The organism is Polaromonas sp. (assembly GCF_030680935.1).
In the GTDB taxonomy this organism is placed as follows: Bacteria; Pseudomonadota; Gammaproteobacteria; order Burkholderiales; family Burkholderiaceae_C; genus Polaromonas.
In genome coordinates this window covers 88,183-112,079 of sequence record NZ_JAUXUP010000009.1, presented here as the reverse complement: position 1 = coordinate 112,079, position 23,897 = coordinate 88,183, and the positions used below count along the sequence as shown (strand labels likewise).

Here is a 23,897-nt window from a genome sequence, read left to right as displayed (position 1 = left end):
TCACCAGCAGGGGCCGCGGATCTGGCTTCGCCAGTCCGCAGGCGCAGCGCCCCCTCGGGGGGCAGCGCAGTACGCGCAGCGACAAGCGTGGGGGCTCAACATGGCGGGTTGCCCACGCGCCAAGGTGTCAGCCCCAGCTGTGTCAGCCTGCCTGCCGGCAACTGGCCGACCATCACCGACTTTCTGGTCCAGCGTTTTCCTGCCATCTCACGCGAACTTTGGCTAGCGCGCATGGCGGGCGGCGAGCTGATCGACGAGTTCGGCGAGGCCGTCACCGCAACCCGGCCTTACCGTGGCCACATGCGGCTGTATTACTACCGGACGCTCCCGCCTGAAACGCGCATTCCTTTTGACGAAGAATTGCTGTACCAGGACGAGCACCTGGTCGTGGTCGACAAGCCGCATTTTTTGCCCGTCACACCCTCGGGCCACTACCTGCAGGAAACCCTGCTGGTGCGCCTGAAAAACCGGCTGGGTATCACCGGGCTCAGCCCGCTCCACCGGATTGACCGAGAGACCGCCGGGCTGGTGCTGTTTTCAGTGCAGCCGAAGGAACGCGCCGCTTACCAGGACCTGTTTCGCCAGCGCGATGTACGCAAGGGCTACGAGGCGATTGCACCCTGGCGCGCAGACCTGACGTTTCCAAGGGTCTGCATCAGCCGCATCGTCGAGGGTCAGCCGTTTTTTCGCCAGACCGAGGTAGCGGGCCCGGCGAACAGCGAAACCCATGTCGACCTGATGGAGGTCAGCGGCTCCCTGGCGCGTTACCACCTGAGCCCGGTGACCGGCAAAAAACACCAGCTGCGGGTGCACATGTACGCCCTCGGTCTGCCCATCGTCAACGACCGCATGTACCCGCCGCTGGACCCCACGCCAGACGACAACTACCATCTGCCGCTACAGCTGCTGGCGCAATCGATTGCATTTGACGACCCGGTGACCGGGCAGGCCAGGCATTTTCAAAGCGCCCGCCGGCTGGATCTGCCGCCTGCGCCTTGATGCAGAGGTGGGTGGGTTATATTGCGGCAGACCGAGGAGACAAAAGCCGGTGACGATGGCAAACATGATCCAGACGGACTCATCTGCGGCGGCGACTGGCCTCTGCGGCATTGTGATCCGCGACGCATACGAAGGCGGGCGCGCAGCCGCGCGAGAGTCGTTGCTGGCGCGGCTCGATGCGCAGGACCTTGCACACTGCATCACTACCTTTGAAGGCAGGGACGCGGCGGGCCGGTATGTTGCCTTCACGCTGGCCAGCGATCAGGCCCACGCCTGGGCGCCCGGCCGCGACACCCTGCAACTGCGCGACCGGCTGCAACTCGATACCGAAAAGCGCAGCGCCGACCTGACCCGCGAAATTGTGCTGGCCTTGCTGCTGGGGCCGGTGGCGCATGAGTTTCCCGGCATGGACGAGCTGGTGTCCGCCGTCCGGATTCGCCATGCCACCGTGCAGGCGGCACGTCGCACCACGCTGGACTTTCAAACCAGCCAGGCCGAGCGCCCCGAGGACTGCTGGGCCTACAAGGAAGACTGCGGCTTTGTGATTTTGCCCGGTGCCTCGCTGATTGAGGCGTTGACCAAAGCGACACAGCCGGATGTATCGGGCACGCTGTATTCGTTCTCGTGTTACCGCGCCACCGAATATGTGATGCTGCTGGGTATTGCCCAGGAGCTGGCACGCTGCAACCCGCCCCTGCTGGCGCAATTGCAGCAGCTGTGGACAGCGCGGCCTATCAAGTCGGGGCAATTTCACGACGTTTTTTTGCGCGAACAGGGCTCAATGGAGCGCCCCCTGCCGCAGCACTACTTTGTGCCGGGCGACAGGGTCTGGTTTCGCAACCCCGACGCCGCCTCGGCAGAAGCCTCGGGCTACGAGGGCTCCTGGGTCATCTACCTGGGTGGGGGCCTGTTCAGCAACTTCTGGAAACGCGACCAGCCCTACACCCTGGCGGCCAAGTGCCTGGAGATCTACCAGTGGCGCCACGCGCTGTACCTTGACGCCGAGGGTCAGGAGCGTATTGACGAGGCAAAAGTCGAGGCCCTTGTAGCTTCCGTGCTGACGGACCCCACGGAAGTCGAGCGCATCCTCACGCTGATGCAGCGCTACCGCGCGCCGCGGGGCAGCTTTGAGAATGGTGGTTGTATGGACACCACGCGGGAGTTTGCGCGCTGGGTTTGCGCCGACACATCTGATCTGGTACTGCCGGTGGATTGAGACGCAGACTGCAAGAACAGCGAACCGGCCCCGACTCATACCGGCAACCGGAATTCAAAAGACAATGGCAGTGCAAAGCGCAAAGCGACTCCGACCTGCAAAATTTTTCAGCGACCCCTCTTCCAATTGTTTGCCCAACCCATCGCCGGATTTAACCCTTGAACGCTCCCCTCCACCCCCTGGGCCTTGGCCTCTCTGCGGCTTCGCCGCAATTCATCAACTGCCATGGTGAATTTTTGCCAGGCCAGGCGCCCAGCGCCACGCAAGAGCTGGCCGCCGGGCTGGCCGCAGCTGCTGCCAGCGTGTCGCCCAAATATTTTTACAACACACTGGGCTCGCAGTTGTTTGAGGCCATCACCCGCCTGGACGAGTACTACCCCACACGCACTGAGGCCGGCATTTTTGACGAGGCACACAGCGAGATGGCCGGCGCCATGACGGGCGCTGGCATCACCCGGGCCTGCCTGATTGATCTGGGCGCCGGCAATTGCGCCAAAGCAGCGCGCCTGATACCGCATCTGCAGCCGCGGCAATATGTGCCCGTGGACATATCGGTGGATTTTCTGCGCGACGCGGCCGGGCAGGTGCAGGGCCTGTTTCCCGCACTGGACATCGTCGGTGTGGGCATGGATTTTTCAAGCGGCCTGGTGTTGCCGCCCGAAGTGCAGGCGCATGACCGGGTGTTTTTTTACCCCGGCTCCAGCCTGGGTAACTTCTCGCCCGCGCAGGCCCTGACCTTTTTACAGCACATGTCCGATCCGGCGCAGGGCAAGGCACGCGGCCTGCTGCTGGGGATAGACCTGGTGAAAGACACCTCCACGCTGGAAGCCGCCTACGACGATGCGCTGGGTGTGACCGCAGCCTTCAACCTGAACCTGCTGCGTCACGTCAACCGGCTGCTGGGCACCGACTTTGATGTCCGGCAATGGCGCCATGTGGCGCTGTTTAACGAAGTCGAGTCGCGCATCGAGATGCATCTGCAAGCCCAAGCCGACCTGACCGTGCGCTGGCCCCAGGGTGAGCGCCGTTTCCAGAAGGGCGAGCGTATCCACACTGAAAGTTCGTACAAATACACGGTAGCCGGCATGAGCGCGTTGTTGCAGCAGGCCGGGTTTACACAGACCCGCTGCTGGACCGATCCCAAAGGCTGGTTTGCCGTTTTCTGGGCTTCGGTGGATTGATTCAGGCTTTTAGCCGCGCCCGACAAACGGCATTTTTGTGGCCATGATGGTCATGAACTGCACGTTGGTGGCCAGCGGCAGGGCTGCCATGTGGACCACTGCCTCGGCGACATGGTTCACGTCCATCAGAGGCTCTATCGCCACCTCGCCATTGGCTTGCGGCACACCTTTGGCCATGCGCGCGGCCATCTCGGTGTGTGCATTGCCAATATCAATTTGCCCACAGGCAATGTTGAAGTGGCGGCAGTCCAGCGAAATCGATTTGGTCAGGCCGGTGATGGCATGTTTGGTCGCGGTGTAGGGCGCTGAATTGGGACGCGGCGCGTGGGCCGAGATCGAGCCATTGTTGATGATGCGCCCGCCCTGCGGCGACTGGGCCTTCATCAGCCGGATCGCCTGCTGCGCGCACAAAAATGAGCCGGTCAGGTTGATGTTGACGACGTTTTGCCATTGCTCAAACGTCAGCTCTTCCATGGGAACCGGTGGTGCCCCTACACCGGCGTTGTTGAACAGCAGGTCCAGTCGGCCAAACACCTGCGCCACCTTGTCAAACGCCGCGCGCACCGCTTCGGGCTGGCTGACGTCGCAGGGCACAGCCAGCGCCGCGTCGCTGCCTGACTCGGCCACCAACTGGTTCAGGGGCTCTGCGCGGCGCCCCACCAGAGCCACGCGATAGCCCTCGCGCAGCAAGGCCAGTGCTACCGCCTTGCCAATGCCGGTTCCTGCACCGGTCACCAATGCCACTTTGCCCTTGTTGTCGCCTGAATTCATGCTGTGCCCCGAAATGGATGTTGTTGATGGTAAAAACGCCTGCCTCACAGCGCCAAGCTGAGACTGTACAGCCCGCACCGACACGGGGTGCCCGGGCATCTATTTGCCGCCTGTTGGAAATAACCGACACCACGGTCTTTTTGATGGTGCTACCTTCAAAAACATGACAAGTTTCCAGCGCCGGATATGGGATATTTCGCCCCCCGTGGACGAACACGCCGCGGTGTTCCCCGGCGACGCCGCCTATTCGCAAAAGCTGCACTTTGCGCTGTCGCCCGACTGCCCGGTCAACGTCAACACCCTCACCTTCTCCCCGCACACCGGCGCCCATGCCGATGCGCCCATGCATTACGCCCATGGCGAAGCGGCGATTGGCTCGGTGGACCTGTGGCCCTACCTCGGCCCCTGCCGCGTGATCCACTGTGTGGACTGCGGGCCGCTGGTGGAGCCGCGTCACATCGCCCATGCGCTGCAGGATCTGCCGCCGCGCGTATTGCTGCGCACGTCCGCCGCCGCCAGTCAGGATTGGGCATCATTTACGGCCATAGCCCCTGCCACGCTTGCGCTGCTAGCTACTAAAAACATAGCGTTGATCGGCATCGACACACCCAGTGTGGACCCGTCCACCAGCCAGCACCTGCCCAGCCACCACCTGCTGCTCGAACATGATTTGCGCGTACTGGAAAACCTGGTGCTCGACGATGTGGCCGAAGGCGACTACGAGCTGATTGCCTTGCCGCTAAAACTGGTCAAGGCCGATGCCTCACCGGTCAGAGCCATCCTGAGAGAACTATGAGCACCACCCTGAACGACTGCCGCGCGCTCGATGCCCGCGATCCGCTGCGCCCATTGCGCGCCCAATTTGTCCTGCCCGAGGGCGTGATTTATCTCGACGGCAACTCGCTGGGCGTGCTGCCCAGAACGGCAGCCTCGCGCGTGGCCGAAGTCGTCACCAAAGAGTGGGGTCAAGACCTGATCCGCGCCTGGAACAGCGCCGGCTGGTTTGACCTGCCGCAACGCCTGGGGGACAAGATCGCCCTGCTCATTGGCGCAGGTCCAGGCGAGGTGGTGGCCACCGACAGCACCTCGGTCAACCTTTACAAGGTGCTCAGTGGAGCGCTCAACATCGCCGCAAAAGACGCACCAGACAAGAAAACAGTGGTGAGCGAACGCAGCAACTTCCCGACCGACCTCTACATCGCCGAAGGCCTGTGCAGCGAGCATGGCTACACGCTGCTGCTGGTCGAACCGGAAGGCATCCTGTCCGCGCTGGACGACGCAGCGGTGCTGATGCTGACCCACGTCAACTACCGGACTGGCGCGATGCACGACATGACGGCAGTGACGGCCGCGGCGCATGCGGCCGGATGCCTGGCCGTGTGGGACCTGGCGCACAGCGCCGGCGCCGTGCCGGTCGATCTTCAGGGCGCGAAGGCGGACTTTGCCGTTGGCTGCGGCTACAAATACCTCAACGGTGGCCCCGGCGCGCCGGCCTTTGTCTGGGTTCACCCCCAACACGCCGACCGCTTCCAGCAGCCGCTGTCGGGCTGGTGGGGCCACGTGGCACCGTTCGAGTTCACGCCCGACTACCGGCCCGCTGCGGGCATCACGCGTTATTTGTGTGGCACGCAGCCCATCCTGAGCCTGGCCGCGCTCGAGTGCGGGCTGGACGTGTTCGGCGCGGCCCAGGACCTGGAGGGCATGACGGGGCTGCGTGCCAAGTCGCTGGCGCTGACCGACCTGTTCATCAAGCTTGTGGAAGAACGTTGCGCCGGCCATGGGCTTGACCTGGTCACACCACGCGAGCATTCCCAACGCGGCTCACAGGTCTGTCTCGCGCGCAGTGAAGGCGCCTACGCCATCGTACAGGCACTGATTGCGCGTGGCGTGATCGGCGACTTCCGGGCCGGGTCCGGTGACGGCCGGCATCCGGACATCCTGCGCTTCGGCTTCACCCCGCTGTACATCGGGTTTGAGGACGTTTGGCATGCGGTCGAGCTTTTGAAGCAGGTGCTGGAAACCGCCGAGTGGCAAAACGCCGAATTCAACCAGAAACACGCGGTGACATGACATGAGCATCCCGGAAAAAATCGTCGTCGACGAAAAAGCCCAGCTCGATTTCAGCCGCGACATGAGTTACGGCGACTACCTTCAGCTCGACGCGATCCTCGGCGCGCAAAAACCGCTGTCGCCCGCACATGACGAGCTGCTGTTCATCGTGCAACACCAGACCAGCGAGTTGTGGATGAAACTGATGCTGCATGAGTTACGTGCGGCGATTGTCAATGTGGCGAGCGACGAACTCGGCGACGCCTTCAAGAAGCTGGCGCGTGTGAGCCGCATCATGGAGCAACTGGTCCACGCCTGGGACGTGCTGGCCACCATGACGCCGCCCGAGTACAGCGCCATCCGCCCCTACCTGGCCAACTCCAGCGGCTTCCAGAGCGCGCAGTACCGCTGTATCGAGTTTGCGCTGGGCAACAAAAACGCCGCCATGCTCAAGCCCCACGCCCACCGGCCAGACCTGCTGGCTCAGGTGCAGGCGGCTTTTGAGGCGCCTTCGCTTTATGACGAAGCCCTGCGCCTGCTGGCCCGCCGTGGCCTGGCCGTCCCCGCCAGTCACACACAGCGCGACTGGACGCAAGGCTATGTGGAAAGTGATGCGGTCGAGCAAGCCTGGCTGGTCGTCTACCGCGACCCGAAGCAGTACTTTGACCTGTACCAGCTCGGCGAAGAACTGACCGACCTCGAAGACGCCTTCCGCCTCTGGCGCTTCCGGCATGTGACCACGGTCGAGCGCGTGATCGGCTTCAAACGAGGCACCGGCGGCACCGGCGGCGTGAGTTACCTGCGCAAGATGCTGGACGTGGTGCTGTTTCCGGAAATATGGAAATTACGCACGAATTTGTGAGCCATATTGGTCGCCAGCCCTTTCCCAACAAGCGCAAACAGCTATCAAATCAATAGCCCCTCAAGGGCCGCCATACAACCATGGCAGATCGAGCAAACGCTCGCCCAGCAGCTTCATCGACACATCCCGCCCCCAACGACCCACGCCACTGGCGTGAAAAATCTGTCCATTGCGGATGGCACGTGCCTGCACCCGCGCGTTGCGTTGCCAGCGGTTCAATGCGTAGCGGTTGAGCATGATCGGCACGTCGAGGGCCGGGTCCAGTGCCTGCGCCAGTACGCGCCCCAGTTCGGCCGCGTCTTCAATCGCCATACCGGCACCCTGGGCCAGGTAGGGGCGCATGGGATGGGCAGCGTCGCCCAGCAGCGCCACTCGGCCCAGAGCGTGCTGGTACGCACCCTGCATGGGCGGGCGGTCACACAGCGCCCAGAGCCGCCAGGCGGGGACGGCCCGCACCAGATCCTGCAGCGGTGTGCAGCTGCCAGCCAATGCGGCATGCAGGCCCGCCCCGTCCGTGCCTTGATCCCAGTTATCCGAATCGTCCTGTGCCTGCCCCTCCACAATACCCACCACGTTGAGCCAGTCGCCGCCGCGTACCGGGTACTGCACCAGATGCAGCCTGGGGCCCAGCCATGCGGTGATCTGGCTGGAGCGCAGTGCTTGGGGTAAATCAGCCTGGCGCAGCATGGCGCGGTAAGCCAGGTGGCCAGTGGTTCGCGGCGGTCCGTCCCCCAGCAGCCACTGGCGCACCGGGCTCCATAAACCATCGGCACCCACGAGCACATCGCCTTCGACCGGCGGGTCGTCCTGACTTTGCACCGTGACTGCCTGTGGATTCTGCGAGAACTGGCTGAGCGAGTGCTTGAGCTTGAGCTGCACACCCACCTGTTCTACGGCGGACAGCAGCAGGCCATGCAGGTCGGCCCGGTGCACCGTGGCATAAGGTGCGCCGTAGCGCTGCTGCATCAGATTGCCCAGGCGCAGATTGCCCAGCGTCTGGCCGGTGGTGGCACTGCGCACCTCCAGGCGGTCCGGGAAAGCGGCCACCCCAGCCAGCGCATCGGCCAGGTCCCAGCCGTGCAGCACCTTGACGACGTTGGGCCCGAGCTGCACGCCGGCACCGACCTCCGTGAACTCAGGCGCACGCTCATAAAGGCGCACGTCCCAGCCAGCCCTGGCGCAGGCCAGCGCCGCCGCCAGCCCGCCGATGCCGCCACCCGCGATCAGGGCTTGCACGTCAATCCCCGCGAAGTCAAACCGCCGCCGTCTTCTTGATGAGCAGATTCATGCAGCAAGCAGCTGCCGCAGCACAAAAGGCAGGATGCCGCCGTGGCGGTAATAGTCCACCTCGATCGGTGTGTCAATGCGCAAAATGACCTGCAGTTTCTGCTGCGAGCCGTCGGCGCGGATAACAGTCAGCGTGGCTTCACTTTGGGGCTTGAGCTCAGGGTCAGGCAACACGTCAATCACTTCCTCACCGGTCAGGCCCAGGGTCTGCCAGGAGTCGCCCGCCATGAATTGCAGCGGCAACACCCCCATGCCGACCAGGTTGCTGCGGTGGATACGCTCAAAGCTGCGCGCCACCACCGCCTTGATGCCGAGCAGCTGTGTACCCTTGGCGGCCCAGTCGCGCGATGAGCCGGTGCCGTATTCCTCGCCGGCAAAAACCACCGTGGGCATGCCCTGGTCCATGTATTTCATGGCCGCGTCGTAAATGAACATCTTCTCGCCGCCGGGCTGGAACAGCGTGACGCCACCCTCTTCGCGCGAACCATCCGGGCCGGCCGGAATCATCAGGTTCTTGATGCGCACGTTTGCAAAGGTGCCGCGCATCATCACCTCGTGGTTGCCCCGGCGCGCGCCGTAGCTGTTGAAGTCGGCTTTCTGCACACCGTGCGCCAGCAGCCACTGACCCGCCGGTGAGCTTCGCGTGATGGAGCCGGCCGGTGAGATGTGGTCGGTGGTGATGGAGTCGCCAAACAAGGCCATGATGCGCGCCCCCTTCACCGATACAGCATCTTTTGTGCCTGTAGCCCCCGCCGGTTTTGCGTTGACAGCTATGTTTTCCATAGCAAAATCCTTGAAAAACGGCGGCTCTGCAATGTAGGTACTCTTGGGCCAGGTATAGGCCGTGCCTTCCACCCCTTTGATCTTTTCCCAGAGCTTGCCAGGCTCGCTCTTGACCTTGGCGTAGTTCTCACGGAAGGCCTTGCCGTTCATCGCAAACTTCATGAGTTTGTAGATCTCGTCGCTGGTCGGCCAGATGTCGCCGAGGTAGACGTCCTTGCCGCCCTTGCCCTTGCCCACCGGCTCTGTCATCAGGTCACGCAGCACAGTGCCGGCAATCGCGTACGCCACCACCAGCGGCGGGCTGGCCAGAAAGTTGGCCTTCAGGTTGGGGTGAATACGCGCTTCAAAATTGCGGTTGCCCGACAACACGGCGGCGCAGACCAGGTCGCTGCCAGTGATGGCTTCGTTGATCTCCGGCGTCAGGTCGCCCGCGTTGCCGATGCAGGTGGTGCAGCCGTAGCCAGCCAGCGCGAAGCCGAGCTTTTCAAGGTAAGGCAGCAGGCCGGTTTGCGTCAGGTACTCGGTGACGATGCGCGAGCCCGGCGCCAGCGAGGTCTTGATGTGTGGCTGGACTTTCAGGCCGGCTTCCACCGCTTTCTTGGCCAGCAGGCCGGCCGCCAGCAACACGCTGGGGTTGGAAGTGTTGGTGCAACTGGTGATGGCCGCGATCAGCACGTCGCCGTTGCCAATGCTGATGCCACCCCCCTTGGGCACCGCTGTGGGCGCCAGGACATCGGCATGGGCGGTTGCCAGTGTCGGACGATTGCCCTCCATTTCCATTTCCATGCGCGGTGCGCCGGCCGGAACGGGAGGCGCACCGGGCGAGGTGTCAGCCGGTTCGGGATCGCTGGGCTGCAGCAAGTGGCGCGTGCGCAAAAGGGCCGCCGGCTGATTGAAACCATTCTCGGCATTCGGCTTGCTGAACAGCGATGCAAACTGGCTGGCTACATTGCCGAGCTCAATACGGTCCTGCGGCCGCTTGGGGCCGGCCAGGCTGGGCGTCACATCACCCAGGTCAAGCTTGACGATCTGCGAAAAATCAATCTGACCGGGCAGCGGCACACCAAACAGGCCCTGCGCACGGAAGTAGGCTTCAAAGGCTTCGATCTCGCCCTTGGTGCGCCCAGTGCCGGTGAAGTAGTCAATCGTCTTTTCATCGACCGGGAAGAAACCCATGGTCGCGCCGTATTCAGGCGCCATGTTGGCAATGGTGGCGCGATCGGGCAGCGCCAGCGTTCGCGTACCTTCGCCAAAAAATTCGACAAACTTGCCGACCACCTTTTCCTTGCGCAAAGCTTCCGTCACGCGCAGCACCAGGTCGGTGGCGGTCACGCCTTCTCGCAAGCGTCCGGTGAGCTCAAAGCCGACCACGTCGGGCGTCAGCATGTAAACCGGCTGGCCCAGCATGGCCGCCTCAGCCTCGATGCCGCCCACACCCCAGCCGACCACACCAATGCCGTTGATCATCGTCGTGTGGCTGTCGGTGCCGACCAGCGTGTCGGGGTAATACACACCGTCGGCACGTTTATGCACGCCACGGGCCAAATACTCCAGATTGACCTGGTGCACGATGCCAAAACCTGGCGGCACCACACCAAAGGTGTCAAAGGCCTGCATGCCCCACTTCATGAACTGATAACGCTCGTTGTTGCGCTGAAACTCCAGCTTCATGTTCAGGTCGAGTGAATTCTTTTTGCCATAGTGGTCCACCATGATGGAGTGATCCACCACCAGGTCTACCGGCACCAGCGGCTCAATGCGTTTGGGGTTTTTGCCCAGTTTCACCGCCACGCTGCGCATCGCCGCCAGATCGGCCAGCAGGGGCACGCCGGTGAAATCCTGCAGCACCACGCGCGAGACCACAAAAGGAATCTCTTCCGTGCGGTCGGCATTCGGAAACCAGTTGGCCAGTTGCCGCACGTGTTCGGCGGTGACTTTTTTGCCGTCACAGTTGCGCAGCACCGACTCGAGCACGATGCGCATGGACACCGGCAGGCGGGAGATTTTGGGGAACTGCTTGGCCAACGCCGGAAGGGAGTAGAACTTGCCAGTGGTCCTGGAGCTGGTCTTGAAAGTACGCAGGGTATTGGCGAAAGAGTGGGTCATGGGGGAGCCTTTCTTTTCTGGGGGATGCGGTCCATTGTGCCGCTACGCGCAAGGCCCTGCCGCGCCCGGGGAGCCTCGTGTAGCAAGGCCTGGCTGCCAGCGCCGAACAAGGCGGCAATGGCGCTCACTTCCGCAGCGTCGTCCCACGCCAGGCCTGCGGCGAACATGGTACGGGTGACCAGGAAGCCAAGATTGAGCGAGAGAAACAATCGGGCCAGCCGGTCGGGCGGCAAGTCCGCGCGCAGCTTGCCGTTGCCCTGCAATTGCGCAAACAAGGCTGTCAGCGGCGCCCAGGCAGCCGGTAGCCACTGAGCGGTGAACCGCTCTCGCAGCGAGGCGTCGCGAAGCAATTCCACCAGCAGCAGCCGGGTCAGTTCCGGCGCACCCTGCCAGGCCAGCAGGCGAGACGTCAGCAACTCCTGGTGCCAGGCCTGCACGTCGCCCTGGCAGCCGTCAATTGCCCGCGTCAGCGCCTGCAAAGACAGCGGCGCAAGGTGCACGAGGACGGCCTCTTCCAGCACTGCCCGCACCAAGCCGTCCTTGGAGCCGAAATGCTTGAACAAGGTCCGCTCTGTGGTCTGCGCCAGGGCCGCGATGTCTCGGGTGCTGGTCTGGGCGACGCCGCGCACGGCGAGCAATTGGGCGGCAGCCCAGAGCATTTCGGCGTTTTTGGCCTCTGAGCGGGGCCGTCCTCGGGCAGGTGACATCGGGTTCATACAAAAGTATAGCAGTCGCTTTACACAGGCATCATTTAAATGTATAGTGACTGCTTTACTAATTGGAGATCACCATGTCTATGTCTTCCGCTTACCAAGCGCTGCCCCTGCCCTTTGCCACTGCTGGCGCACCGAGCCCTGTGAGACCTTACCCCGCCAGCCACCCGGGCGTGCCCGAGCCGGTACCGCTTCCCTGGGGCCTCAAGCCCATGGGGTCCGCGCAATTCGGCCAGGACCGGCTCAGCGACGGGCGCATGCGCCTGTGGATCCGCCACGAAGTCGTCAAGGGCGTCACGCCCCGCATGCTGGCCTGGTGGTTCGCGAACCTGGAGGGGGACGTGATCGTGCAGGGCCGCCCGGTCAACCGATACCGGGTCTGGCACCCCTATGACCATGTGCACGCCAGCTACTCCCGCCGCCTGGCGGACGGCAGCATCGGCCCCGGCGCAGTCATCCGCCTGAAGGAGATATTGGGCGGCGACCCGCGGTTTGTCGTGAACGTCGAAACGTCCATCGAAAAGCTCGATGAGGAGGGGTACATCCACAACCCGATCCTGCACGGCATATCGGGTCTGGCCCGCATGGAATACACCTTCAAGGCCGTGCCCGGTGGCACGCTCTACGAAAACTGCCTGATCGTTGGCGCCCGGCGCGGCGCGGCTCGGTGGCTGCAGCCGCTGTGGCAGCGCTTCGCCTTTCCGGACGGGAAGGCACAGGCATGGATTCGGCACAATATCGAAGAGGTCGGGATGTTTGAAAACTTCCTGCCGCAGCTGTACCGGGAGCAGACTGACCAGGAGGGGTAAGGCCTACGCCTGCTCAGGCAGATAGCGCACCGCCAGCACGCCCTCAATTCCCCGCAGGTGGTCCAGCACCGCATCGCCTACCGGGCTTTCCACATCCACCAGCGTGTAGGCCATGTCACCGCGCGATTTGTTGACCATGTTGTGGATGTTCAGGCCAGCCTGCGCCATGGCCGTGGAAATTTGTCCCAGCATGTTGGGCACATTGGCATTGGCGATCGCCACGCGGTAGGCCGATTCACGCGCCATGCTGACGGCCGGGAAGTTGACGGCATTGACCACGTTGCCGTGTTCCAGGTAGTCACGCAGTTGCTCGGCCACCATGATCGCGCAGTTTTCCTCGGCCTCGCGGGTGGACGCACCGAGGTGCGGCAAGGCCACTACACCGGGGTGGCGGTTGATCGCTGCGGAAGGGAAGTCACAGATGTAGAAGCCGAGCTTTTTGGCGTCGAGCGCAGCCAGCACCGCAGCCTCGCTGACCACCCCCTCGCGCGAAAAGTTGAGCAGCACCGCGCCCGGGCGCATCAGCTTGAGGTTGTCTGCATTGACCAGGTCGCGCGTGGCAGCGACCAGGGGCACATGCAGCGTCACAAAATCAGCGTTTTTCAGCACTTCGGCGACGCTGGCCGATTTTTTGACCTGCGCCGGCAGGCTCCAGGCGGCATCGACCGTGATGTCGGGGTCGTAGCCGAGCACATTCATGCCCAGCTTGATGGCGGCGTCAGCCACCAGGCAGCCCACCTTGCCGAGTCCGACAATGCCCAGGGTGTGGCCCGCCAGCTCAAAGCCGGCAAAGTTCTTCTTGCCGTCTTCAACCGCTTTTTCCATGTCGGCCATGGCAGGGTCCAGGCCGCCCACAAAGCGCAGCGCGGGTGCGATGTTGCGCGCCGCCAGCAGCATGCCGGTCAGCACCAGCTCCTTCACCGCGTTGGCGTTGGCGCCGGGCGCATTGAACACCGGCACGCCGCGCGTACTCATGGCCTGGACCGGGATGTTGTTGGTGCCGGCGCCGGCGCGGGCAATCGCCTGCACGCTGGCCGCAATCGTCATGGAATGCATGTCGGCTGATCGCACCAGTACCGCGTCGGGACTGGCGAGGTCCTTGCCGGTGTTGTAGCGCCCTGCGGGCAGGCGCTTCAGGCCGTTGGCAGATATCTGGTTGAGCACCAGGATGTCAAACCGCGGGCCGGCTGCACCGCCGGCCTCAACCATGGCTGGCCTCAAACTCTTTCATGTAGGCCACCAGTGCCTGCACACCTTCAACCGGCATGGCGTTGTAAATCGAGGCGCGCATGCCGCCCACCGAACGATGGCCCTTGAGCTGCAACATGCCGCGCGCTTGCGCACCCTTGAGAAAGGCTTCATCAAGTGACTCATCCTTCAGCTTGAAGGGCACGTTCATCAGGGAGCGGTCTTCACGCGCCACCGGGTTACTGTAGAAGCTGGTCGCGTCGAGGTAGTCGTACAACACCGCCGCCTTGACGCGGTTGTGTTCCTCCATGGCTTTGAGGCCACCGAGCGCTTTGATGTGTTTGAACACCAGCCCGGCGATGTAGATCGCATAGGTGGGCGGCGTGTTGTACATCGAGTCGTTGTCGGCCTGCTGCTTGAAGTCAAACACAAACGGTGTGTGCGGGATGGCCTGGCCAATCAGGTCTTCACGGACAATCACGATGGTCAGGCCCGAGGGCCCGATGTTTTTCTGCGCGCCGGCATAAATCAGGCCGTAGCGGCTGACATCGATGGGGCGCGACAGGATGTTGGACGACATGTCGGCCACCAGCGGCACCGCGCCAGTATCGGGCGTCCAGTGGTACTCCACCCCGCCAATGGTTTCGTTGGAGCAGATGTGCACATAAGCGGCATTGGGGTCCAGCTTCCAGCTATCGAACTTCGGTACGCTGGTAAAACCGCTGGCCTCTGCCGTGGCGGCCACATTGACCTTGCAATAGTTCTTCGCTTCCTTGATGGTTTTTTTCATCCACTCGCCGGTATTGATGAAGTCAGCACCGGCATGGCCGCGCAACAGGTTCATCGGGATAAAGGCGTTTTGCCCCAGCCCACCGCCTTGCAAGAACAGCACCTTGTAGTTGGCCGGAACCGCCAGCAATTCACGCAAGTCGGCTTCGGCCTGGGCATGGATGGAAATGAACTCCTTGCCGCGGTGGCTCATCTCCATGACAGACATGCCGGAGCCGTTCCAGTCCAGCATTTCGGCGGCTGCCTGACGCAGCACAGGTTCAGGAAGGGTGGCCGGTCCGGCACTGAAATTCAAGGCGCGTGTCATGAAGAGGACTTTCCAGGAGGGATGATGAGAATCGGCCTGGCACCCGATACGGGCCAGACCGCACAGCATACAAGAAAGTCCCGTGGCGGCGCCCTGTCCCCTGGCAGACGCCTACCAGCCGGTCGGGGCCGCAGCCTTGCGCAGGCCGACCCACTGCATTTCGGCCAGCAGGCCCACGGTCACCGCCTGCACGGCGATAAACACCTTGCCCAGCAGCGTGGGCGTCACAAAGTCACCCATCAGCAAGGCCAGGCAACCCACGACCCAGAGGAGGTTGGCGCCTATCAGCACCCACACCAGAGCTGCGGGCACAAACTGCCGGGTGGCAATGAAGCTGATGGCCGCTACATAGGCAAAAATCAGCCAACCTGATGCCACCAGCAGCGTATCGGGCAGTCCGAGCAAGCTGGCCAGAAAGCCGGTCGCCAGCAATTGCAGCGCGCCGGTGGCGGCACCGGTGGCGGCGTCCAGCCAGAGTACGCGGCGCAGGAATTGGGGAGAAGCGCTCAGCGCGGAGAAGGTAGCAACAGCAGACATGAAAACTCCTTGGGAAGGTTGGTGGCCAGCGACAGCGGTCCGATTCAAGCGCCGCAGCCGGCTGTCCAACGCTGCGGTCATGGCGCCATGATTGCCGTTCCCACGCAGTGCGGCTATGACCTCACAGGTAATGGCTGCTACCCCGACCTGCCTTACGATGGCGCCATGACCGCCAGCATTCACCCCCCTGCACGACCCCACGGCACCACCCCGCGGCCTTTTGGCGAGCACCTGCGCCACTGGCGCCAGCACCGGCGCCTGAGCCAGCTGGATCTGGCCAGTGAAGCCGACGTTTCGACCCGGCACCTGAGCTTTGTGGAAACAGGCCGCGCGGTACCGAGCCGCGAGATGGTGCTACGCCTGTCCGAACGCCTGGCCATTCCACTGCGCGAGCGCAACACCCTGCTGGTGGCCGCCGGTTATGCGCCCATGTACCGCGAGCGCCCGCTCAGCGACCCGGCACTGGATTCAGCACGCCTGGCGGTGGAGCTGATTCTCAAAAGCCACGAGCCCTTCCCTGCGCTGGCGCTGGACCGGCACTGGAACCTGGTGGCCGCCAATGCCGCGCTGCCGCACCTGCTGGCAGGTACCGACCCCGAGCTGTTGCAGGGCACCGTCAACGTCCTGCGCCTGAGCCTGCACCCGCGCGGCCTGGCCAGCAAGATTGTCAACCTGGCCCAATGGCGCAACCATTTGTTTGAGCGCCTGCGCCAGCAGATTGCCGCCACCGCCGACCCGGTGCTGGCAGCGCTGCTGGCCGAGTTGCAGGCCTACCCGATGCCCGAGGGCGCAGACGACACCCACCTGGACGGTGAACACCTGGGCGTGGTGATGCCGTTTCAGTTTCGCACCGCCTACGGCGTGCTCAGCTTCATCAGCACCGTCACCATTTTTGGCACACCGGTGGATGTGACCCTGCAGGAGCTGATGCTGGAAACCTTTTTTCCGGCAGACGCTCTGACCGGCGAAGTTTTGCGCAAGGTGCTGTCGCCCGCGTGATGGCCCCGGGGCCCCGCCGCATGCATGAGTTGCCGCAGGAGCGGTGAGGGCGTCCAGGGGCATAGCTGAGCATCAAACAGGGCCATAGCCCTTATCCAAGGTGCGCAAGCAGCTATCGTATTGATAGCAAAAGTACTGCAGACAAGGCCGCGCAGGCCGCCAGCTGGCCGCCTCAGACCCGCCCCGAAGAACCTCATCAAAACCGACTGTCGGCCTGCACTGACAAGCAGCAGGCGCACTGGCTGATCAGCGGGCTGCGCCGCCCATCCTAAGGTGGTCAGTCACCCCAACCAGGGCAACTTCAAGGAATCCGCATGAGCAACACCACTTCTGACCTGCACACCCTGTGGGACCTGATCAAGGACATCAAATTCGGCATGCTGGTACACCGCCACAGCGACGGCAGCCTGCAAGGCCACCCACTGACCACTCAGAACAAGTCCATGGACGAAAACTCTGTGTTGTACTTTTTTATCTCTCAGAAAAGCGAAATGGCGAGCCGCTTGCGCACCGACAGCAATGTGAACGTTTCGTATGCGGACACCGGCGCCGACAACTACGTTTCCATCGCCGGCACAGCGCATTTTTCAGACGACGCGGCGAAGAAGGAAGCGCTGTTCAACCCCATCGTCAAAGCCTGGTTTCCAGGTGGCGTGACCGACCCTGATCTGGCGCTGCTGGAAGTGCGGATCAGCCATGCCGAATACTGGAACGCAAAGGACAGCAAGCTCACGCAGCTCTTCAAGATGGCCAAATCCGCCGTCACCGGCGAGCCGCCGAGAAACATGTCGGAGCACAAGGAGCTCAACATCTCCTGACGCGGCCTGGACACCAGACCTCAGTGGCTCCCGATGTCTTGCATTCGGGACCGGAACCCAAAAAAAGCGGCCCAAAGGCCGCTTTTTTTCTGGCATCAAGCTGCGCCGATGGTCAGGCGGGTGCCGTGTCTTTCACCGTATCGGCCATGTCGGTGTAATCCTTGACCTGGTCAAAGTTCAGGTACTGGTACACCGCAGTACTGGCCGCTGTCAGCACGCCCATGTCGGCCATGTATTCGCCCTTGGTGGGAATACGGCCCAGTTTGGAGCAGATAGCGGCGAGCTCTGCGCTGCCCAGGTACACATTGGAGTTTTTGCCGAGGCGGTTCGGGAAGTTGCGGGTCGAGGTGGAGAACACCGTGGCGCCCTCTTTCACCTGCGCCTGGTTGCCCATGCACAGGCTGCAACCCGGCATTTCCATGCGCGCACCGGCCGAGCCGAGTACGCCGTAGTGGCCTTCTTCGGTCAGTTGTTTGGCGTCCATCTTGGTGGGCGGCGCCATCCAGAGCTTGACCGGAATATCGCGCTTGCCTTCGAGCAGCTTGGACGCCGCACGGAAGTGGCCAATGTTGGTCATGCAGCTGCCGATGAACACTTCATCAATCACCGAGCCAGCCACATCGCTGAGTTTCTTCACATCGTCGGGATCGTTCGGGCAGGCGACGATGGGTTCGTGGTTGTCGGCGTGGTCGATCTCGATCACGGCAGTGTATTCAGCATCGGCATCGGCTTTGAGCAGTTGCGGATCGGCCAGCCAGGCTTCCATGGCCTGAATACGGCGTTTGATGGTGCGCACGTCAGAATAGCCAGTGGCAATCATCCACTTGAGCATCGTGATATTGCTGGTGATGTACTCGATGATCGGCTCTTTGTTGAGATGCACTGTGCAACCGCCAGCAGAACGCTCGGCCGACGCATCGCTGAGTTCAAAGGCCTGCTCGACCTTCAAATCGGGCAGTCCTTCAATTTCGAGAATGCGGCCCGAGAAAATGTTTTTCTTGCCCTGTTTGGCCACCGTCAGCAAACCGGCCTTGATGGCGTACAGCGGAATCGCATTGACGAGATCACGCAGGGTGATGCCGGGCTGCATCTCGCCCTTGAAACGCACCAGCACCGACTCGGGCATGTCCAGCGGCATCACGCCGGTGGCGGCGCCGAAGGCCACCAGTCCGGAACCTGCGGGGAAGCTGATGCCGATGGGGAAACGTGTGTGGCTGTCGCCGCCAGTGCCGACGGTGTCGGGCAACAACATGCGGTTCAGCCAGCTGTGGATGATGCCGTCGCCCGGGCGCAGCGGAATGCCACCACGGTCGCTCATGAACTCGGGCAACTCGTGGTGCATCTTCACATCGACCGGCTTGGGGTAAGCGGCGGTGTGGCAGAAGGACTGCATCACCAGGTCAGCCGAGAAGCCCAGGCATGCCAGGTCTTTCAGCTCATCGCGCGTCATCGGGCCGGTGGTGTCTTGTGAACCCACGGACGTCATCTTCGGCTCGCAGTAGGTTCCGGGGCGTACGCCCTGGCCTTCCGGCAGACCAACAGCACGCCCGACCATTTTCTGCGCGAGTGTGAAGCCGCGCTCGTTGGCAGCAGGCGGCTGCGGCAACCGAAATTGCGTGGACACCGGCAGGCCCAGCGCAAAACGGGCCTTGGCCGTCAGGCCACGGCCAACGATCAATGGAATGCGGCCGCCGGCGCGCACTTCGTCAAACAGCACATCACTTTTGAGCTTGAACTCGGCAACCACTTTGCCGTCTTTCAGTGCCTTGCCGTCATAGGGGCGCAACTCGATCACATCGCCCATGGCCATCTGGCTCACGTCGAGTTCGATCGGCAGCGCGCCCGAGTCTTCCATGGTGTTGTAAAAAATAGGTGCAATCTTGGCACCCAGGCAAACGCCACCGAAACGTTTGTTCGGCACAAAAGGGATGTCCTGCCCGGTGAACCACAACACAGAGTTGGTGGCCGACTTGCGTGAGGAGCCGGTGCCCACCACATCGCCGACATAGGCCACCAGGTTGCCCCTGGCCTTGAGTTCTTCGATGAACTTGACCGGGCCGCGTTTGCCGTCTTCCTCGGGCGTGACACCGGGGCGGGCATTTTTGTGCATGGCCAGCGCGTGCAGAGGAATGTCGGGTCGGCTCCATGCGTCGGGTGCGGGCGACAAATCGTCGGTATTGATCTCGCCGGCCACCTTGAACACGGTCAGCATGATGGACTGCGGCACTTCCGGGCGGCTGGTGAACCACTCGGCATCGGCCCAGCTTTGCAGCACGGCCTTGGCGTATTTGTTGCCCTTGTCGGCCTTTTCCTTGACATCATGGAACTGGTCGAACATCAGTAAAGTGTTTTTCAGGGCGTTGGCCGCTTGCGTGGCGACGCTGTCTTCCGCGTCGTCCAGCAGCTCTACCAGGGGGCTGATGTTGTAGCCGCCCAGCATGGTGCCCAGCAGCTGTGTGGCTTTTTCGCGCGAGATCAGCGCGCATTTTTCGCTGCCGTGCGCTACGGCGGCCAGGTAGCTGGCCTTGACCTTGGCCGCAGCGTCCACGCCAGCCGGCACGCGATGCGTGATCAGGTCCAGCAAGAAAGACTCTTCGCCCTTGGGCGGATTTTTCAGCAGTTCGATGACTTCGCCGGTCTGTTTGGCCGACAGTGGCAGTGGCGGAATACCGAGCGCGGCACGTTCGGCCACATGGATGCGGTAGCTGGTGATGAATTCGGACGTCATGGTGTTTTTTTCTCCTGTACTCAAAAATCGAAGGGCAAAGTCGGCGAGGCGGGACTAACGCGCCGCTGAAGCAGCTGGCATTGCGGGCGCAGCAGAACCCGTGCCAGCCTCGGCCGGCACGGGCGGCACGGTTGGCGCATCCAGAATGCTGGGGCGGGGATTTTTCTTCATGTCGTCGGCAAAAGTGACCTGCGCCGGGCTCATGCATTCATCGGCCAGCCGCTGGCCGTGCTTCTGGCTCATCAACATGGATTTATTGCCCAGCTGCAGCCACATCGCGCCGGCTCGGCCGTCTTCCAGGCGGATGGCACCAGTACGACTTGCCACCGGATGCATGCGAAAACGTGTTTTTCCGGTCTGCACCATGAAAAAGCCGGGGCGCCTGTCGCTTGGCGTGATCGTGACCGAAGCGCCGAGCTCGCAGGGAATCGTGCCCACGTACACCCGTTTGGCGAGCTCCAGGTCGGCCTCGCCAAGGGTGACACTGGGATCGTCATCAATCGGGGTGACTTCTTCTACGGCCTTCAAGGCAGAACGCCGCGTCGCCTCAGGAGAAGATTTGGGTTTGGCCGCTGGGCTCGCCTTGGCAGCAGGGCTGGAAGATGCCGACGGTGCAGCCGCTTTGGGGGCCGCTTTGGGCGCAACGGTCTGTGCCAACAGCGCAGCAGGGGCGGCAAGTGCCAGGGCTGAAAGAATAAAAGATTTCAAGGGGATACCTTCACGAAAATAGGCCGTTGATGGACGGCTAATGAGGCGCAGCCGAAAAATAAGGCTGCGCCTCGGCAGGCAAGACACGGCCAGTCTGGTGCGCCCGGGCCAGGATCTGCCAGAAATAGCGGTAACTGGCGCGGTCATGCAGTTGACCCTCAAAACTGACGGGCGCCCAATCATTGCGGGAGCCAGCAGCTATTATTTTTGTAGCGTTTTCGATCTCACCCTCGTCCGGTGCAAAGGCTTCCAGGATGGGGCGTATCTGACCGGGGTGAATGCTCCACATACGGGTGTAGCCAAATTCCCTGGCGGCTTTTTTCGCTGCTGTCTTCAGGGCGGCAGTGTCACTGAATTCCGTGACCACGCAGTGCGACGGAACTTTTCCCCAGGCATGACAACTTGACGCAATTTCCAGTTTGGCGCGCACCACCAGAGGGTGTACAAACTGCCCCTGGCTGCCCATGGCCTCGCCGGGAATCGCGCCGCCATGGCTGGAGACAAAATCCATGAGCCCGAAGCTGATCGACTGAACCCGGGGATGCGCCGCGATCTCAAAAGCATGGTGTACCGCTGCCGGCGACTCCAGCAACACATGAATGGGCACATCGTTTTGGTCTACGGCAGCCAGCGCCGACACCACACGGTTCACATCGCCCGCAGACTCGATCTTGGGCACCATGATGTGGCTGAGCCTGTCTCCCACCTGGCCTGCAATACTGGCGATGTCAGCCTCAAAAGCAGGGTGGTCCAGCGCGTGCACCCGCACCGCCACACGCGCCTTGCTGCTGGCCAGTGCCACCAGCGCCACCACCAGCGCGGCGTGGTCGGCTTCGCCTCCAACCGGCGCGCCGTCTTCGCAATCCAGCGTCACGTCAAAAACGCAAGCGCCAAACTCCTCCATCATCTCGGCCTGCAATTGCAGGCTTTTTCGCATCCGCGCCTCAACACCGCTGTAGTGGTCGCAAACCGGCAGAAAACCGGTTTGCGCCTGCGCGCCAAGGAGAATGTCGCGGGGATGTATCACCTGTATGTATTCCGTACGCCCTGAGCCTGTCGAGGGGGTCAGAGGAGGTGTTTCACGCCGTCCTGCTCGCCCTTGAGTTCGTCCAGCGTCTTGTTGATGCGTTCCTGACTGAAGGCGTCGATTTCCAGGCCTTCCACCAGCTTGTACTCGCCACCTTCGCAGGTGACGGGAAAGCCGAACATGGTGTCTTTCGGAATGCCGTACTGGCCGTCCGACGGAATACCCATGGTGACCCATTTTCCATGGGTGCCCAGCGCCCAATCGCGCATGTGATCAATCGCGGCATTAGCGGCTGATGCAGCGGAAGACGAGCCGCGCGCTTCGATAATCGCGGCGCCGCGCTTGCCGACGGTGGGCAGGAAGGTGTTGGCGTTCCACTCCTGGTCGTTGATCATCTTGGCGACACTTTCGCCCTTGATGGTGGCGAAGCGGTAGTCGGCGTACATGGTGGGCGAATGGTTGCCCCAGACGGTGAGTTTTTCGATATCCGCTACGGCCTTGCCGGTCTTGGCAGCGAGCTGGCTGGCAGCGCGGTTGTGGTCCAGGCGCAGCATGGCGGTGAAGTTTTTGCGCGGCAGGTCGGGCGCGCTTTTCATCGCGATGTAGGCATTGGTGTTGGCCGGGTTGCCGACCACCAACACCTTGACATTGCGGCTGGCGACGGCGTTCAGCGCCTTGCCCTGCGCGGTGAAGATGGCGCCATTGACAGCCAGCAACTCGGCACGCTCCATGCCGGGGCCACGCGGACGCGAACCAACCAACAACGCGTAGTCGGCGTCCTTGAAGGCCGTCATCGGGTCGCCATGGGCTTCCATGCCCACCAGCAGCGGGAAGGCACAGTCGTCGAGCTCCATCATCACACCCTTGAGCGCTTTTTGCGGCCCCTCGACCGGCACTTCAAGCAATTGCAGGATCACCGGCTGGTCTTTGCCCAGCATTTCACCGGAGGCAATGCGAAACAGCAAGGCGTAGCCAATTTGGCCAGCGGCCCCTGTAACGGCGACACGGACGGGTTTTTTGCTCATGGTGGGGAAACTCCAGGAAGGTTGTAAATCGGGGTGTAGGGCGATCAGTGAAGCGATTTGCGTCGGCCATGCCACCCTGAAAACCTGTGACCGGTGTCACAAAGGAGGCCGACTTTGCATCAACTCAGCCCAAGATTTTACGCCGGAAAACAGCGGACCGTCAATTTGTCTTATGTCTTATATAAGATATCATTGCAACGAACCACCCCTACACGCCATGGCCGCCCTTCCTACCTTGCCCACCGATGATTTTGCAGGTGCCACGCCGGCCTTCAGCCCGCTTTACCAGCAGATCAAGGGGCTGATTTTGCAAAGCCTGCAGTCGGGCGAATGGAAGCCGGGCGAGGCCATTCCTTCAGAGATGGACCTGGCCGCGCGTTTCCGCGTAAGTCAGGGCACGGTGCGAAAGGCAATTGACGAGCTGGCTGCCGACAACCTGGTGGTGCGTCGTCAGGGCAAGGGCACTTTTGTGGCCACCCACGCCGAGCAGCATGTGCAGTTCCGCTTTCTCAAACTGGTGCCCGACAGCGGCACGCCCGGCAGCGAGGGGCCGGCGGAGCGCGACATCATCGACTGCCGCCGGGTGCGCGCCAGTGCCGACATTGCCCGCCTGCTGGGTCTGCGTACCGGCGACGCGGTGCTGCAAGCGCGCCGCGTACTCAGTTTTGCCGGTACACCCACGATTGTGGAAGACCTGTGGCTGCCCGCAGCCCCTTTCAAGGGCCTGACCACCGAGCGCCTGGCCGACTACCACGGTCCGATGTACGCCTTGTTTGAGACCGAATTCAATGTGCGCATGGTTCGCGCCGAAGAAAAAATACGCGCCGTGCCAGCATCCGACGGGCACGAGCTGCTTCTGAAAGTAGCGCAGGGCACGCCGCTGCTGAGCGTGGAGCGGCTGGCCTACACCTACAACGACGTACCGATGGAGCTGCGGCGCGGTTATTACCGTACCGACACACATTACTACCGCAACACGCTGAACTGAATGTGGC

21 protein-coding genes are annotated in these 23,897 nt (G+C 62.4%); 10 read left to right on the top strand and 11 right to left on the bottom strand.

The features are described from left to right. Positions 1 to 108: 108 nt before the first annotated feature. The 3 genes from Q8L50_RS02770 to egtD all read left to right on the top strand — a co-directional run bounded on the left by Q8L50_RS02770 (position 109) and on the right by egtD (position 3,396). On the top strand, positions 109 to 999 hold the full coding sequence (locus Q8L50_RS02770) for a pseudouridine synthase (RefSeq protein ID WP_305347116.1): 891 nt from the start codon (positions 109 to 111) through the stop codon (positions 997 to 999). A 55-nt stretch (positions 1,000 to 1,054) separates the two neighbouring features. Then, positions 1,055 to 2,215, top strand: a complete 1,161-nt coding sequence (locus tag Q8L50_RS02765; protein WP_305347137.1) for a hypothetical protein — start codon at positions 1,055 to 1,057, stop codon at positions 2,213 to 2,215. Positions 2,216 to 2,373: 158 nt separating this feature from the next. After that, the gene (gene egtD, locus Q8L50_RS02760) at positions 2,374 to 3,396 is read left to right on the top strand and encodes an L-histidine N(alpha)-methyltransferase (protein ID WP_370869728.1); all 1,023 of its coding nucleotides are present in this window, start codon (positions 2,374 to 2,376) and stop codon (positions 3,394 to 3,396) included. A 9-nt stretch (positions 3,397 to 3,405) separates the two neighbouring features. Here egtD and Q8L50_RS02755 read toward each other — a convergent pair whose 3' ends face one another. Further along, positions 3,406 to 4,167 (bottom strand): SDR family oxidoreductase, encoded by a 762-nt coding sequence (locus Q8L50_RS02755; protein WP_305347115.1) that lies wholly within the window; start codon positions 4,165 to 4,167, stop codon positions 3,406 to 3,408. 163 nt (positions 4,168 to 4,330) lie between these two features. On the opposite strand from Q8L50_RS02755, the gene kynB reads away from it, so the two are divergent. From kynB to kynA, 3 genes are read left to right on the top strand one after another with little or no spacing between them, the layout of a single operon-like run. Continuing rightward, complete coding sequence (gene kynB / locus Q8L50_RS02750; protein WP_305347114.1) at positions 4,331 to 4,963, top strand: arylformamidase; 633 nt, start codon at positions 4,331 to 4,333, stop codon at positions 4,961 to 4,963. Further along, a complete protein-coding gene (kynU, locus tag Q8L50_RS02745) occupies positions 4,960 to 6,237 on the top strand; it encodes a kynureninase (protein ID WP_305347113.1) in 1,278 nt (425 codons plus the stop codon). Before kynB ends, kynU begins: the two co-directional genes overlap by 4 nt. 1 nt (position 6,238) lies before the next feature. After that, a complete protein-coding gene (gene kynA, locus Q8L50_RS02740) occupies positions 6,239 to 7,078 on the top strand; it encodes a tryptophan 2,3-dioxygenase (protein ID WP_305347112.1) in 840 nt (279 codons plus the stop codon). 60 nt (positions 7,079 to 7,138) lie between these two features. Here the strand turns inward: kynA and Q8L50_RS02735 are convergent, their stop codons facing one another. Genes Q8L50_RS02735 through Q8L50_RS02725 form a run of 3 tightly spaced genes read right to left on the bottom strand, consistent with a single transcriptional unit; the run spans position 7,139 to position 11,913 of the window. After that, positions 7,139 to 8,320, bottom strand: a complete 1,182-nt coding sequence (locus tag Q8L50_RS02735; protein ID WP_305347135.1) for an FAD-dependent monooxygenase — start codon at positions 8,318 to 8,320, stop codon at positions 7,139 to 7,141. Positions 8,321 to 8,362: 42 nt separating this feature from the next. Beyond that, entirely contained in the window at positions 8,363 to 11,254 is a 2,892-nt protein-coding gene (locus Q8L50_RS02730; protein WP_305347111.1) for an aconitate hydratase, read from the bottom strand. Continuing rightward, positions 11,251 to 11,913 carry a TetR/AcrR family transcriptional regulator gene (locus Q8L50_RS02725; protein WP_305347110.1) on the bottom strand — a complete coding sequence of 221 codons (663 nt, stop codon included), beginning with the start codon at positions 11,911 to 11,913 and terminating at the stop codon, positions 11,251 to 11,253. Before Q8L50_RS02725 ends, Q8L50_RS02730 begins: the two co-directional genes overlap by 4 nt. A 131-nt stretch (positions 11,914 to 12,044) precedes the next feature. Between Q8L50_RS02725 and Q8L50_RS02720 the strand changes: the two genes are divergently transcribed. Further along, positions 12,045 to 12,776 carry a DAPG hydrolase family protein gene (locus tag Q8L50_RS02720; RefSeq protein WP_305347109.1) on the top strand — a complete coding sequence of 244 codons (732 nt, stop codon included), beginning with the start codon at positions 12,045 to 12,047 and terminating at the stop codon, positions 12,774 to 12,776. Between the two features lie 3 nt (positions 12,777 to 12,779). On the opposite strand, the gene Q8L50_RS02715 is transcribed toward Q8L50_RS02720, so the two are convergent. The 3 genes from Q8L50_RS02715 to Q8L50_RS02705 form a co-directional block, all read right to left on the bottom strand. Further along, the gene (locus Q8L50_RS02715; protein ID WP_305347108.1) at positions 12,780 to 13,985 is read right to left on the bottom strand and encodes a phosphoglycerate dehydrogenase; all 1,206 of its coding nucleotides are present in this window, start codon (positions 13,983 to 13,985) and stop codon (positions 12,780 to 12,782) included. After that, a complete protein-coding gene (serC, locus tag Q8L50_RS02710; protein ID WP_305347107.1) occupies positions 13,978 to 15,060 on the bottom strand; it encodes a 3-phosphoserine/phosphohydroxythreonine transaminase in 1,083 nt (360 codons plus the stop codon). The genes Q8L50_RS02715 and serC overlap by 8 nt, the downstream gene beginning before the upstream one ends. A 111-nt stretch (positions 15,061 to 15,171) precedes the next feature. Then, positions 15,172 to 15,597, bottom strand: coding sequence for a hypothetical protein (locus tag Q8L50_RS02705; protein ID WP_305347106.1), 426 nt, complete (start codon positions 15,595 to 15,597; stop codon positions 15,172 to 15,174). Between the two features lie 165 nt (positions 15,598 to 15,762). Here Q8L50_RS02705 and Q8L50_RS02700 point away from each other — a divergent pair, with 165 nt between their 5' ends. Beyond that, a complete protein-coding gene (locus Q8L50_RS02700; RefSeq protein WP_305347134.1) occupies positions 15,763 to 16,596 on the top strand; it encodes a helix-turn-helix domain-containing protein in 834 nt (277 codons plus the stop codon). 314 nt (positions 16,597 to 16,910) lie between these two features. After that, positions 16,911 to 17,414, top strand: a complete 504-nt coding sequence (locus Q8L50_RS02695) for a pyridoxamine 5'-phosphate oxidase family protein (RefSeq protein ID WP_305347105.1) — start codon at positions 16,911 to 16,913, stop codon at positions 17,412 to 17,414. 112 nt (positions 17,415 to 17,526) lie between these two features. On the opposite strand, the gene Q8L50_RS02690 is transcribed toward Q8L50_RS02695, so the two are convergent. Genes Q8L50_RS02690 through Q8L50_RS02675 form a run of 4 tightly spaced genes read right to left on the bottom strand, consistent with a single transcriptional unit; the run spans position 17,527 to position 22,902 of the window. Further along, positions 17,527 to 20,142 carry a bifunctional aconitate hydratase 2/2-methylisocitrate dehydratase gene (locus Q8L50_RS02690; protein WP_305347104.1) on the bottom strand — a complete coding sequence of 872 codons (2,616 nt, stop codon included), beginning with the start codon at positions 20,140 to 20,142 and terminating at the stop codon, positions 17,527 to 17,529. 54 nt (positions 20,143 to 20,196) lie between these two features. Continuing rightward, positions 20,197 to 20,850 carry a hypothetical protein gene (locus Q8L50_RS02685; RefSeq protein WP_305347103.1) on the bottom strand — a complete coding sequence of 218 codons (654 nt, stop codon included), beginning with the start codon at positions 20,848 to 20,850 and terminating at the stop codon, positions 20,197 to 20,199. Positions 20,851 to 20,887: 37 nt separating this feature from the next. Beyond that, positions 20,888 to 21,877, bottom strand: a complete 990-nt coding sequence (locus Q8L50_RS02680; RefSeq protein ID WP_305347102.1) for a CoA ester lyase — start codon at positions 21,875 to 21,877, stop codon at positions 20,888 to 20,890. Between the two features lie 38 nt (positions 21,878 to 21,915). Beyond that, positions 21,916 to 22,902, bottom strand: coding sequence for a malate dehydrogenase (locus Q8L50_RS02675; protein ID WP_305347101.1), 987 nt, complete (start codon positions 22,900 to 22,902; stop codon positions 21,916 to 21,918). 217 nt (positions 22,903 to 23,119) lie between these two features. On the opposite strand from Q8L50_RS02675, the gene Q8L50_RS02670 reads away from it, so the two are divergent. Further along, positions 23,120 to 23,890, top strand: a complete 771-nt coding sequence (locus Q8L50_RS02670) for a GntR family transcriptional regulator (RefSeq protein ID WP_305347100.1) — start codon at positions 23,120 to 23,122, stop codon at positions 23,888 to 23,890. The last annotated feature ends 7 nt before the right edge of the window (positions 23,891 to 23,897 follow it).